The 11,740-nt window shown below is 61.5% G+C and carries 14 protein-coding genes; 8 read left to right on the top strand and 6 right to left on the bottom strand.

Annotation, left to right across the window (positions count from 1 at the left end; all coding sequences use genetic code 11):
- Positions 1–675 (top strand): Tim44 domain-containing protein (locus L9Z73_RS16440; protein WP_247402947.1); only part of this gene is annotated, 675 nt, incomplete at its 5' end.
- 134 nt (positions 676–809) lie between these two features.
- Positions 810–1,217, top strand: coding sequence for an SMI1/KNR4 family protein (locus L9Z73_RS16445; protein WP_247402950.1), 408 nt, complete (start codon positions 810–812; stop codon positions 1,215–1,217).
- Between the two features lie 75 nt (positions 1,218–1,292).
- Here L9Z73_RS16445 and L9Z73_RS16450 read toward each other — a convergent pair whose 3' ends face one another.
- On the bottom strand, positions 1,293–3,044 hold the full coding sequence (locus L9Z73_RS16450; protein ID WP_247402952.1) for a cation:proton antiporter: 1,752 nt from the start codon (positions 3,042–3,044) through the stop codon (positions 1,293–1,295).
- Between the two features lie 289 nt (positions 3,045–3,333).
- Between L9Z73_RS16450 and L9Z73_RS16455 the strand changes: the two genes are divergently transcribed.
- Positions 3,334–3,819, top strand: a complete 486-nt coding sequence (locus L9Z73_RS16455; RefSeq protein WP_017850038.1) for an acyl-CoA thioesterase — start codon at positions 3,334–3,336, stop codon at positions 3,817–3,819.
- 69 nt (positions 3,820–3,888) lie between these two features.
- Here the strand turns inward: L9Z73_RS16455 and pdxY are convergent, their stop codons facing one another.
- Positions 3,889–4,761 (bottom strand): pyridoxal kinase PdxY, encoded by an 873-nt coding sequence (pdxY, locus tag L9Z73_RS16460; RefSeq protein WP_247402955.1) that lies wholly within the window; start codon positions 4,759–4,761, stop codon positions 3,889–3,891.
- Positions 4,762–4,878: 117 nt separating this feature from the next.
- Between pdxY and L9Z73_RS16465 the strand changes: the two genes are divergently transcribed.
- Complete coding sequence (locus tag L9Z73_RS16465) at positions 4,879–5,271, top strand: DUF3301 domain-containing protein (RefSeq protein WP_247402958.1); 393 nt, start codon at positions 4,879–4,881, stop codon at positions 5,269–5,271.
- Here the strand turns inward: L9Z73_RS16465 and L9Z73_RS16470 are convergent.
- Genes L9Z73_RS16470 through zigA form a run of 3 tightly spaced genes read right to left on the bottom strand, consistent with a single transcriptional unit; the run spans position 5,265 to position 8,124 of the window.
- Entirely contained in the window at positions 5,265–6,227 is a 963-nt protein-coding gene (locus L9Z73_RS16470) for a CobW family GTP-binding protein (protein WP_247402961.1), read from the bottom strand. The genes L9Z73_RS16465 and L9Z73_RS16470 overlap by 7 nt on opposite strands.
- A gap of 44 nt (positions 6,228–6,271) precedes the next feature.
- Positions 6,272–6,916: a DUF1826 domain-containing protein gene (locus tag L9Z73_RS16475; protein ID WP_247402964.1), complete on the bottom strand. Its 645-nt coding sequence runs from the start codon at positions 6,914–6,916 to the stop codon at positions 6,272–6,274.
- Positions 6,916–8,124: a zinc metallochaperone GTPase ZigA gene (gene zigA / locus L9Z73_RS16480; protein WP_247402966.1), complete on the bottom strand. Its 1,209-nt coding sequence runs from the start codon at positions 8,122–8,124 to the stop codon at positions 6,916–6,918. The genes L9Z73_RS16475 and zigA overlap by 1 nt, the downstream gene beginning before the upstream one ends.
- Before the next feature lie 139 nt (positions 8,125–8,263).
- Here zigA and L9Z73_RS16485 point away from each other — a divergent pair, with 139 nt between their 5' ends.
- The gene (locus L9Z73_RS16485) at positions 8,264–8,632 is read left to right on the top strand and encodes a glutamine synthetase (protein ID WP_247402968.1); all 369 of its coding nucleotides are present in this window, start codon (positions 8,264–8,266) and stop codon (positions 8,630–8,632) included.
- Here L9Z73_RS16485 and L9Z73_RS16490 read toward each other — a convergent pair.
- Entirely contained in the window at positions 8,629–9,831 is a 1,203-nt protein-coding gene (locus tag L9Z73_RS16490) for an N-acetylmuramoyl-L-alanine amidase (protein ID WP_247402970.1), read from the bottom strand. The two genes, L9Z73_RS16485 and L9Z73_RS16490, sit on opposite strands and share 4 nt — an antisense overlap.
- A 128-nt stretch (positions 9,832–9,959) precedes the next feature.
- Between L9Z73_RS16490 and folE2 the strand changes: the two genes are divergently transcribed.
- From folE2 to L9Z73_RS16505, 3 genes are all read left to right on the top strand, one after another.
- Positions 9,960–10,850, top strand: a complete 891-nt coding sequence (gene folE2, locus L9Z73_RS16495) for a GTP cyclohydrolase FolE2 (protein WP_247402971.1) — start codon at positions 9,960–9,962, stop codon at positions 10,848–10,850.
- A complete protein-coding gene (locus L9Z73_RS16500) occupies positions 10,847–11,515 on the top strand; it encodes a metal ABC transporter ATP-binding protein (protein WP_247402973.1) in 669 nt (222 codons plus the stop codon). The genes folE2 and L9Z73_RS16500 overlap by 4 nt, the downstream gene beginning before the upstream one ends.
- On the top strand, positions 11,515–11,740 hold a 226-nt coding region (locus tag L9Z73_RS16505; RefSeq protein ID WP_247402975.1), incomplete at its 3' end, for a metal ABC transporter permease. The genes L9Z73_RS16500 and L9Z73_RS16505, both read left to right, overlap by 1 nt.

The raw sequence follows: 11,740 nt of genomic DNA on the forward strand, positions 1-11,740 counted from the left end.
GCCAAGGCCGGCGGTGCTTCGCGCTGGTTAGGCCCGCTGGCCGGTATCGCCGCCGGTGGCTTGCTCGCCTCCATGTTCATGGGCGGCGGCTTCCAGGGCATGCAGATCTTCGACATCCTGATCATGGCGGTCATCGCCTTCCTGATCTTCCGTTTTATCGCTGCCCGTCGTCGCAAGCAGCAGGAGCACATGGCTCCAGCCGGCGCGCCGATGCAGCGTGAAGTGTTCGAGCAGAAGCCAGCCGCAGGTTCGATCTTCGGTGGTTCGGCAGCGCCTGCCGCCGCCCGTCCGGTGATCAATGCACCGGCCTGGTTCAACGAAGAACGTTTCGTCGAAGCGGCCCGCAGCCACTTCCAGTCCCTGCAGCAGCACTGGGACGCCAACGAAATGGACAAGATCGCCGAGTTCGTGACCCCGCAACTGCTGGAGTTCCTCAAGCGCGAACGTGCCGACCTGGGCGATGCGTTCCAGTCGACCTACATCGACGACCTGCGCGTACAGCTGGAAGGTGTGGATGATCGCGCCGACAAGACCATCGCCACCCTGACGTTCAGCGGCGTGTCGAAAACCTCGCGTTTCGACCAGGGCGAAGTGTTCAGCGAAAGCTGGAACATGGAACGTCCTCAAGGCGAGAACCAGCCTTGGCTGGTCGCCGGTATCCGCCAGAACGGCTGATGCCCGCGCTTGAGCAAGCCGTAAGCAAAACCCCGGACATGTTCCGGGGTTTTCTATTTCACGGTTGCACTTATAGCGAGCTACTGTATAAAACGCCCCTATAAACCGCGCCATCTAGCAAGAGGATCCCGGCCGTGGAAGAAGTTATCGAACAATTGCGTGAAGCCAACGAACCGGTTCCGGTTCCTCTGGAACTGCCTGATGAAGACCAGTTGGTGGAAATTGAAGAAGAGCTGTTCATCAATATTCCGTTCGTCTTCAAGGAATTCCTGCTGACCGTCAGCGATGTGGTCTATGGCAGCCTGGAACCGGTGACCATCACCGATCCCGGCTCCCACACCTACTTGCCGGAAGTTGCCGCCACGGCCTGGGACATTGGCGTGCCACGCGAACTGATCCCGATCTGCCAGGACGGCGACGACTACTACTGCGTGGAAGAGGACGGCACCGTGGTGCTGTGGTCCGGCGAAGAAGAACTCGTCACCGAAGAAACCTGGGAATCGGTGTGGCACTGGGCACGGGACGTCTGGCTGGAAAGCTGATCCCCGCACTGCGAACTTGTTGTGGCGAGCGAGCTTGCTCGCGCTGGGCTGCGAAGCAGCCCCCCGTCTAACCCCTCAATCCTTGTGGTTATCCAGGGTCTCCAGCAAGGCGACCTGCATCCGCGTATGCACGCGGATGAACCACCGCCAGAGCACCGCCGCCACCGCCGCCGCGACCACGGCGATCAGCACCAGCAACTTGTTGGTCGGCAGAATGCTGGCCGACAAGGCGGCCAATAGCAGGAAGATCACCAGCAGCGACAAAATCGGAATCACTTCGGCGATCACCCGACGCACGCGCTGGGTATGCCGCCCGGCCATTTCCGGCTTGACGCTCATCTCCGCCAGCAGCATCGACAGTGCCTTGAGCTTGCGGTACGCCGCAATCAGGAACGGCAGCGACAACAGCAACGCCGCGCCCCAGATCAACGCCTTCTGCCAGCTCGGATCGCTGATCCAGCCCTCCAGATACCCGCCGATACGCAGCGCGAAGTAGCTGCCGGTAAAGAAGATCGCCACCACCAACGCCAGGTTCACCCCCACTTGCAGCACGATTTTGCGGATCATCGACGCCAGCAGCGCCCCTTCGCCTTGGGGCTGAATACTGCGCAGCCATTCGCCGTACATGCCGAACACCCGGCTCATGCGCTTAGGCATCACGGCGGCAATCTTCAACGACAACGGGTCGGCGCCGCGAATCAGGTAGGGGGTGAGCAACGTGGTGATCGCCGACACCGCCACTGCGACCGGATAGAGGAAGTCACTGGTCACCTGCAAGGTCATCCCCAGCGCGGCGATGATGAAGGAAAACTCACCAATCTGTGACAGCCCCATCCCTACGCGCAGCGATGTGCGCCCGTCGTTGCCGGCGATAAATGCCCCCAGGCCGCAGGACAACATCTTGCCCAGCACCACGGCCACGCTGATCACCGCGATCGGCCAGGCGTATTGCATCAGGATCTGCGGGTCGATCATCAAGCCAATGGCGACAAAGAAGATCGCGCTGAACATGTCGCGAACCGGTTCGATCAGGCGCTCAATTTTAATCAACTGGCGCGATTCGGCCATGATCGCGCCGATCAGGAACGCCCCCAGCACCATGCTGTATTCCAGCTTGACCACCAGCAGGCAAAAGCCGAAACACAGGCCCAGCACGGTGATCAGCAGCATTTCATTACTGTCGAACTTGGCCACGTAGGCCAGCAAGCGCGGCACCAGCAAAATCCCGATGACCAGCGCGACGATCATGAACAGCGAGAGCTTGCCGACCGTGGAGAACACCTCGCCGGAGCTGACCGTGCCACTGACAGCGATGCTCGACAGCAAGGCAATGATGCCGATGCCGAGGATGTCCTCGACGATCAACACGCCGAAAATCAGTTGGGCGAAGCGCTGGTCTTTCAGCTTCAGGTCGTTGAGCGCCTTGACGATGATGGTGGTCGAGGAGATCGCCAGGATCGCGCCGAGGAACAGCGCGTCCATGGTGTTCCAGTCGAACCAACGGCCGATCTCGTAGCCGATCCAGATCATCAGGACGATTTCCAGGAAGGCCGCGATAAACGCCGTGGCGCCCACCTTGAACAGCTTGCGCAGGCTGAACTCCAGGCCCAGGCAGAACATCAGGAAGATCACCCCCAGCTCGGCGAGGGTCTTGATCGTGTCTTCATCGTGGATCAGGCCGAACGGCGGGGTGTGGGGGCCGATGATGAAGCCGGCGACGATGTAACCGAGCACCACCGGCTGCTTGAGGCGATGAAACAGGATAGTCACGACCCCGGCCACCAACATGATCACAGCCAGATCCTGAATAAAGCTGATGGCGTGCATGGCGAGGGGCTCCTTGAGGGTACTGGCGCTTTTCCCACGTCCCCCGCGCCTTTGAAACTTCGCAAAAGCCGGAAGGAAAAGTCTGCCTTTATCGTAAGAAATGCCCTGAGAAGGACTTTTGAAGGTTAACACCACCACTTCCGCCGCAAAGCCGGTGCAATATATGGAAACAGATCGCTGCAGGCGTGACGGCAAGCCGCCCACCGGCGTCCCGTAAGGGAGGGCGCTGCAAAGACCCCAGCACCCGCAGAGGTGCCACCCCAACCAATGCCTAACCCGTGAGTGAGCTATGGAACCCGGAAACGCCCAACTGTCGATGACGGTATTGATGACCCCTGATATGGCCAACTTTTCCGGCAATGTCCACGGCGGCACCCTGCTCAAATACCTCGACGAAGTGGCCTACGCCTGCGCGAGCCGTTACGCCGGGCGTTACGTGGTGACATTGTCGGTGGACCAGGTGATTTTTCGCGAACCGATCCACGTCGGCGAGCTGGTGACCTTCCTCGCATCGGTCAACTACACCGGCCACACCTCAATGGAGGTGGGCATCAAGGTGGTGACCGAGAACATCCGCGAGCGCTCCGTGCGCCATACCAACAGCTGCTTCTTCACCATGGTGGCCGTGGACGACCAGCGCAAACCCGCCGCCGTGCCGCAACTGCAACCGCACAACAGCGAAGACCGCCGCCGGTTTGCGCAGGCGCAGCAACGCCGGCAGATTCGCCAGGAGCTGGAAAAGCGCTACCAGGAAATCAAAGCCGACGCGCTGTAAGTTCCGGACTGTCAACCCAATCAACCTGTGGGAGGGGGCTTGCTCCCTCGCACATTGGGTTTTGTGTAATTACAGGTCGATCGGCGTGGCTTCGAAGCGCACACGGGGATGGGCAATACGATCCTGGGCACGTACCAGCTCCAGTTCATAGCTGGCGCAGGCCTGGGTTTCCAACAGCACTTCATGCACCGCCGCTGCGGTGAACTCGAAAGCAGCCAGCAGGCTGTCGCCCAACAACACCCGCGCCAGGAACAACCCCGACGTCAGGTCGCCCACGCCCACCGGCTGCCGGGGAAACGCCAGCAGCGGCCGACGCAGGTGCCAGCAACCGTCGGCCGTCACCAGCAGCATTTCAAAGCCATCCGGCAACTTACCCGGGTAATCCAGGTGCTTGACCAGCACGGCCTTGGGCCCGCGTGCCAGCAAGGCTTTGGCCATGCCCAGGCAGTCGAACAGCGATTGCGGCTTGCGTCCGGCGAAGCTGTCCAGTTCCAACTGGTTGGGGCACAGGAAGTCGGCCATGGCGGCGGCTTCGTCGAGCAGAAAATCACTGACTTCCTGCGGCACGATGCAGCCTTTTTCCGGATGGCCCATCACCGGGTCGCACAGGTACAGGGCCTTGGGATTGATCGCTTTGATCCGCGCCACGCCAGTGAGGATCGCCCGACCTTGGGCCGCGCTGCCCAGGTAGCCGGAGAGTATGGCGTCGCAATTGCCCAATTCACCGATGGCCGCAATACCTTCCACCAGCGCTGGAATCTGCTGCGGCGCTAACACTTCACCCGCCCACTGGCCATACTGGGTGTGGTTGGAAAATTGCACCGTGTTGAGCGGCCACACGTTCACCCCGACCCGCTGCATGGGGAACACGGCGGCGCTGTTTCCGGCGTGGCCAAAGACCACATGAGACTGGATCGCAAGCAGATGAGGTGTGCGTTTCATGCGGGAGATTTCCGTAAAACCATTGAAATTCTGGTCGCGCAGTATGCGACCAAACGCAGCCTGTACGACAGACCGACGACACAGTTAAGCTGCTCTCACTTTGTTGGAGTTTTTCGCATGCTGACCCTGGGAAACATCTTCGTGTTGATGCTGCTGGCGACCGGCGCCGCCTGGGTATGGCACAACCACGGCCTACGCGAGCGTGCGCTGGCACGGGTCAAGCAGCATTGCGCCAAGCTCGATATCGAGCTGCTCGACGGTGCCGTGGCATTGAAACGCATCGGTTTTGTGAAGGATGCCAACGGGCGGCGGCGCCTGGCGCGCATCTACAATTTCGAATTCACCGTGACCGGCGAAACCCGCCACCCTGGGACCATCACCCAGTTCGGCGCCCACAGCGCACAGATCGAACTGGCGCCCTACCCGTTCGAGATCAAGACGCCGCTGCCCAGCGCCGACGTGATCGAACTCAGCCAGTGGCGCCAGGACCACGCCAAGAATCGTCAATGACGGCAGGCTGCCAGCGCCTGCTGTAGCGCGGCCACGTCCTGTGGCGCGCTGAAAATCAATTCGATACGCGAATCACGCCGCCATTCGCTGGGTTGCCAGACGAGTGGGCTGTTATCCACAGCGTTGCCGGAGATCCAGCCATCGCTGCTGTGGATAACCAGTTTGGCGCGGCGCCAATCAAGGCTTGCCAGCCATTGCGCCAGGCGCCGGCGATCGAATGACTGGCTCGGATGCCAGCGCCAACCAATGCTCCATCCGCCCTCCTGGGCCTGACTCAAGCAGATCGGCAGTGTGGGATCGCTCCACACAGCGGGCATTTGCGCCAAGCCTTCGGGCGCCACGAAGTTATCCACAGCCGCTACAGCCCGCGCATTCAGGCCTGGCAAGCGTTGCAACGGCAATTGCGCCTGACGCGTCCAGTAAAACGCAACCTCGGGTAACTGCCGTTCGATCGCCTTGCGCTGTGCGGCGTCCAGCGCCTCATCCTTGTTCAGGACCAACAGTCCGGCGCTGGCAAGTGCTTCGCGCTGTGCGTCAGGCAAGGGTTTGCCCGCCGCCAGGGCTTGCGCATCCAGCACCAGCACGCAAGGCTGAACCGCCAGCACCTCCTGCCATGGCGCCTCGCGCAATTGCTTGAGCACTTGCACCGGATGCCCGAGCCCCGAGGGCTCGATAAACAGGCGGTCCGGCTTGGCCTTACGCAGCAAGCGGCCCAGTCCGACCTGGAACGGTGCACCATTCACACAACACAAGCAGCCACCCGCCACTTCGCCCAGGGCAATGCCGTCGTCGGCCTGGGTCAGTAAGGCCGCATCCAGGCCAATTTGCCCGAATTCGTTGATCAACACCGCCCAGCGCTCGTTGGCCGGGCGTTGGGCAAGCAGGTGTTTGATCAGGCTGGTCTTGCCGGCGCCCAAGGGGCCGGCAATCACATGGGTGGGAATGTTCTGCAGCATAGAGGGCATCATTCAGGCCGTGTAGAACGTTTGATCCTACGCGGTTATGCCAGCCAATCCAGCGTCAGAATTAACCGTCGTTCATCGGTTTTAAGCGACGGCGAACGGTGAATCAGCCCGTGCCCTTCGTTGCCATGCCACTTCGTGCCCTTGAGCAACGCCACTTCGCCGCAGTGAATCTGCTCGATACGCTCGCCGGGCTCGGCATCCGCCTGGCCCAACTGACGACGGTCCATCACGCCTTCGCGCAACCATTGGCTGCCGATGCCGGCATACGTGGTGATCAGCCGCACCGGCACATGATCGACGTGAAAGCGCGGGCACATGGCTTTGTCCAGCAAGCGCAAACGCACGCCGATACGCCGGGCGCCGAGCAGGCAGGCAAACGCGCTGACCAGCCACGACACATCGGCAATAAACCCTTCATAACCGTCAAGATCACAGCAAATTGCCGCTAAACCCTGCACGTTCGGCACCGCGTCTTCGCTGCCCAACTCGATGACCAGCGACTCGGCCAACGGCGCGTTGAGCGCCACCAGCAAGGCGCCGAACTCGGCGATGTGCAACGGCAATTGGCGCTGCCACAGCGCCAGGTTGACGCCGTCTTCAAGGATCTCGGACAGCGCCAGCGGGGTGTCGCCGCAAGTCTGGCGGATCAGCGGGCGCAGGGGGATGAGCGGTGCCAGCATCAGGCGACAGCCTCTTCATACCAAGGGCCAAAAGGATCGGCCAGCAAGCGCCATGCGTCGACGCCCTGGGCCATTTCTGCATCGGTGAGCAGGCAGGCGTCCAACTCGGCACGCATCAGCGCGAAGTCGATGTTCTGCCCGATGAACACCAGTTCCTGGCGGCAGTCGCCAGTGCTCGGTTGCCAATGGCCCATGATCGCCGCGACGCTTTCTTCGTCCTGCGGCCACTGGCTTTTCGGCACAAAGCGCCACCAACGTCCGGCAAAGCCATGGCGCATCAAGCCGCCGGCCTGGGACCAACTGCCGGCGTCCTGATGCTTACTGGCCAGCCAGAAAAAACCCTTGGAACGCAGGAGTTTGCCGTTCACCCAAGGGCGGTCGATAAACGCGAAAAAGCGCTGCGGATGGAACGGTCGGCGCGCGCGGTAAGCCGTAGAGGCGATGCCGTACTCTTCGGTCTCCGGCACATGCTCGCCGCGCAGTTCCTGCAGCCAGCCGGGGGCCTGGGCGGCGCGGTCGAAGTCGAAGCGGCCGGTGTTGAGGATTTTGTTCAGCGGCACTTCGCCCATGACCATCGGGATGATTTCCGCCTGGGCGTTCAGGCGTTCGAGGATGGCCATCAGTTCCTCACGCTCGTGGCGGCCGATCAGGTCGATCTTGCTGATCAAGATGACGTCGGCAAATTCGATCTGCTCGATCAAAAGGTCGGTGATCGAGCGTTCGTCGTCTTCGCCGAGGGTTTCGCCCCGTGACGCGAGGCTTTCGGCGGCCTGGTAGTCGAGCAGGAAGTTCATGCCGTCGACCACGGTGACCATGGTGTCCAGGCGCGCGATATCGGCCAGGCTCTGCTCGTTTTCATCGCGAAAGGTGAAGGTTTCGGCCACGGGCAACGGTTCGGAGATGCCGGTGGATTCGATCAACAGGTAATCGAAGCGACCTTCCCTGGCGAGTTTTCCGACCTCTTCGAGCAGGTCTTCGCGCAAGGTGCAGCAGATACAGCCGTTGCTCATCTCCACCAGCTTTTCTTCGGCGCGGTTGAGGGTGACGTCGCGCTGCACCGCGCCGCCGTCGATATTGATTTCGCTCATGTCGTTGACGATCACCGCCACCCGCAGGTTGTCGCGATTGCGCAGGACATAGTTGAGCAGCGTACTTTTACCGGCGCCGAGAAAGCCGGACAACACGGTAACGGGAAGGCGATTGGGCATCAGGTCATTCTCATCAGATCGCCCGCTTAAGCCGGGCTGTATTTAATGTTATATTATAACAATACAAATAAGCCAATCCCCCGCTTGCCCATCATGACCAACGGGGCAATGCTGGCACCTGTCTACGTCGAGAAACCCTATGAAATATCTACTGTGCAGCCTGCTGTTGCTCATCACGGCCGAAGCCTGCGCCCAAGTCCCGAGCCTGTCGGCGAACTGCACGCGCAGCGCCACCCTGCTGGCTTGCGTCGACCCACTGGGCAACGCCTACAGCGTGGCGACGGTCGGCAGCACCACGTATTTGCGCGGTTTCGAAGTGATCGGCCAGCGCCACTGGGCTCAGACCAACAGCCGTTACGGGCAACTGACGTTCTTTACCGGCTTGGCCTCGGACGGTGAAGCGTGGGTCGGCTACACGCGGCGCGTGGGCTGGACCACGATCAACCGGTTTTCCAGCTCCGGTGGCGCCAGCGCCAAGTTCACCTGCAGCCGCGTGACCGGCTGTTAGGCCTGGTTGTTTTTCTGTTCCTGGACCCAAGCCATGTAGCTGTTCACCGGCGGGTTCTTCTGGAAGTAGCGCTGCAGGCCGACGAACAAACCCTCCGCCACCGCCTGTTGATGCCGCGCCGTGACCAGCCGCGCACTGTCCCGCGCATTGGAGATAAACCCGGTTTCCACCAGGATCGACGGCACGTCCGGTGACTTGAGCACCGCAAACCCGGCCTGTTCCACGCGCTTCTGATGCAACGAGGTGATGCCTTCCAGGCTACCCAGGATCGAGCTGCCCAGTTGCAGGCTGGAGGCGATGGTGGCGTTCATCGACATGTCGAGAATCACCCCGGCCAGCATCGGGTCCTTGTCCTTGAGGTTCAGCAAACTGGTGGCGCCCAGCAGGTCGGCGCCGTTTTCCCGTTGCGCCATGAAACGCGCCGTGGCCGAGGTGGCACCGCCTTCGGACAAGGCATACACCGAAGCCCCCGATGCGGTGATCCGTGGTGCCGCATCCGCATGTACCGAGATAAACATGTCGGCGTTGTGTTTGTGGGCAATCTCCACGCGCTTGCGCAGCGGCACGAAGAAGTCATCGTTGCGCACCAGCTTCACATCGAAACCTTTCTCGCGCTTCAAGCGTTTGGCCAGCAATTGGGCAATGGACAGCACCACGTCTTTCTCGCGCTGGCCCTTGGAACCAATAGCGCCGGGGTCTTTGCCGCCGTGGCCGGGATCGACCACCACGATAATGTCGCGTTTGGGGTGCGCCCTGTCGACCGGCGGTTTGGGTGCGGCCGCTATCGGGTGAGGCACCTGGGTGGCGCTGGTGAGATCAAGCACCAGGCGGTGCCCTTGCCCATCCTGGGGCGGCAACAAAAAGCTGGTGAGCAGCATCGGTGTGGCGAGGTCCAGCACGATGCGCGTATCCGCCTTGCCGAAGTGCCCGGAGCGAATCGAGGTGATCCCGCTGTTCTTCAAGACCAACTGAGAAAAGTCGCCACTGAGCCCGGCGCCGCTCAGGTCGATGATCAGGCGTTCCGGCGCGGTCAGGGAAAAAGTCTTGTAGTTCACCGGGCCACTGAGGTCGAACACCAGTCGCAGCTTGTCGTCCGAGCGCCACAGGCGGGCGTTGCGAATCTGTGTGGCCGACGCGGTGAAGGGCAAGGTGAACAGCGGGCTGACCAGGAGCAGGTTAAGGAGCTGACGTCTGTGCATGACAAATACCGCAGATAAAGGAGCGTCCTTACTCGACATGACTGAAAAAAGACCAGAACAGAAAATTCATCGTCGACTCAATAGTTATAATATAACATGTCTTTTTATCGCCAACGATGGACCTGCTCATGAATGCGCTGACTCTGCCGGATATCGCCGCGCAGGCTTCACGCCAAGCCTTGCCGCTCGACTGGGTGGGCATGTGCGGCATCGCCCTGCCCATTTTGCTCGACGGCCACCGCCTGGCCGCCACTGCTGACGCCGGCGTCAGCCTGGACGACGGCACGGCTCGTGGCATTCATATGTCACGCCTGTACCTGGCGCTGGAGATGCTCGACCAGCAGCCATTGACGCCGGCACTTCTGCGTAAGGTACTGCAGCGTTTTCTCGACAGTCATGAAGGTTTATCTAATAACGCCTACCTGCGTATCCACACCGATCTGCTGCTCAAACGCCCGGCATTGGTCAGTCCACTGGCCGGCTGGAAAGGCTACCCGGTGAGCATCGAAGCGCGTGTGGAAAACCAGATGTTCCACGTGGAACTAAAAATTGACGTTACTTATTCCTCAACCTGCCCGTGCTCGGCGGCCCTCGCCAGGCAGTTGATTCAGCAGCAATTTATCGAAGACTTCGGCAACACGCCGTTGCAGCATACCGACGTGCTGACCTGGCTCGGCAGCGCCAATGGCATTGTCGCCACGCCCCACAGCCAGCGCAGCAGCGCGCAACTGCGCGTCCAGTTGCGTGGCGAGCACCTGGCACTGACCGATTTGATCAACACCGCGGAAGCCGCCCTCGGCACCGCCGTGCAAACCGCGGTAAAACGTGCGGACGAACAAGCCTTCGCCCTGGCCAACGGGCAGAACCTGATGTTCTGCGAAGACGCCGCCCGCCGCTTGAACCTCGCCTTGAAACGCTCGGATGCCGTCCAGGCCTTCCACCTCAAAGTGATCCACGCCGAAAGCCTGCACGCGCACGATGCCGTGGCTGAAAGCCGCTGGACGAGGTACTCGGCATGATCACCTGCACGGCTTTACGCTGGGGCGCCCCTGGCCAACCACTGACCCCTGCGCTGGACTTGCGCCTGGAAACGGGCAGCCTCACCGGTGTGATCGGCGCCAACGGCACGGGCAAAAGCAGCCTGCTCAAAGTCATCGCCGGCCTGCAAAAACCCCTGGTGGGGAAAGTCACCTTGGACATTCCACGCCGTGGCGGCCTGTCGTTCCTGCCGCAGCAACAGCACCTCGACCGTCAGTTCCCGATCAGCCTGCAAGAACTGGTCGCCGCCGGCTTCTGGGGCTCGCAGCTCAGTGCGCCGCAACGCAGCCAGCGTTTGCAGGCAGTGCTGGAAGACTGGTGCCTGGGCGGCTTGGAACAGCGCCCGTTGATGGCGTTGTCCGGCGGCGAATTGCAACGCGCCCTGCTCGCCCGCATGAGCCTGGCCGACACGCCGGTGCTGTTGCTCGACGAACCCCACGCGGCGCTCGACGAAGACGGCCAGGCTTTGTGCTGGAAACACATCCACGCCTGGCACGATGAGGGCCGCACGGTAGTCGTGGTCTGTCATGACTTGGCCTCCGTGCGTCAACACACCCAGCAAGTGGTGCAGATCAAAAGCACGGGCTGCCTGTTCGGGCCGAGCAAAGAACTGATCCGACCGCAACCGCACATGCAGGTGGCCTGATGCATCTCACCGCGCACCTGTGGCTGCCCTTTGTCGACTTCATCTTCATGCGCCGCGCCCTGATCGGCGGCCTGGTACTCGCCTGCAGCACCGCACCGCTGGGGGTGTTTCTGATCCTGCGGCGCATGAGCCTGATCGGTGACGCCGTCGCCCACGGCATCCTGCCCGGCGCCGCCCTGGGTTTCTGGTTCGCCGGCCTGAGCCTGCCCGCGCTGACCATTGGCG

Origin of the sequence: Pseudomonas emilianonis, from assembly GCF_023072625.1 — a bacterium.
Lineage (GTDB): Bacteria > Pseudomonadota > Gammaproteobacteria > Pseudomonadales > Pseudomonadaceae > Aquipseudomonas > Aquipseudomonas paraveronii.

What these genes read in the sequence shown, in the direction of transcription:
- L9Z73_RS16450 (WP_247402952.1), bottom strand. Translation starts at nt 3,044, where the DNA reads ATGCACGCCATCAGCTTTATTCAGGATCTGGCTGTGATCATGTTGGTG.
- L9Z73_RS16455 (WP_017850038.1), top strand. Translation starts at nt 3,334, where the DNA reads ATGGAACCCGGAAACGCCCAACTGTCGATGACGGTATTGATGACCCCT.
- pdxY (WP_247402955.1), bottom strand. Translation starts at nt 4,761, where the DNA reads ATGAAACGCACACCTCATCTGCTTGCGATCCAGTCTCATGTGGTCTTT.
- L9Z73_RS16465 (WP_247402958.1), top strand. Translation starts at nt 4,879, where the DNA reads ATGCTGACCCTGGGAAACATCTTCGTGTTGATGCTGCTGGCGACCGGC.
- L9Z73_RS16470 (WP_247402961.1), bottom strand. Translation starts at nt 6,227, where the DNA reads ATGCTGCAGAACATTCCCACCCATGTGATTGCCGGCCCCTTGGGCGCC.
- L9Z73_RS16475 (WP_247402964.1), bottom strand. Translation starts at nt 6,916, where the DNA reads ATGCTGGCACCGCTCATCCCCCTGCGCCCGCTGATCCGCCAGACTTGC.
- zigA (WP_247402966.1), bottom strand. Translation starts at nt 8,124, where the DNA reads ATGCCCAATCGCCTTCCCGTTACCGTGTTGTCCGGCTTTCTCGGCGCC.
- L9Z73_RS16485 (WP_247402968.1), top strand. Translation starts at nt 8,264, where the DNA reads ATGAAATATCTACTGTGCAGCCTGCTGTTGCTCATCACGGCCGAAGCC.
- L9Z73_RS16490 (WP_247402970.1), bottom strand. Translation starts at nt 9,831, where the DNA reads ATGCACAGACGTCAGCTCCTTAACCTGCTCCTGGTCAGCCCGCTGTTC.
- folE2 (WP_247402971.1), top strand. Translation starts at nt 9,960, where the DNA reads ATGAATGCGCTGACTCTGCCGGATATCGCCGCGCAGGCTTCACGCCAA.
- L9Z73_RS16500 (WP_247402973.1), top strand. Translation starts at nt 10,847, where the DNA reads ATGATCACCTGCACGGCTTTACGCTGGGGCGCCCCTGGCCAACCACTG.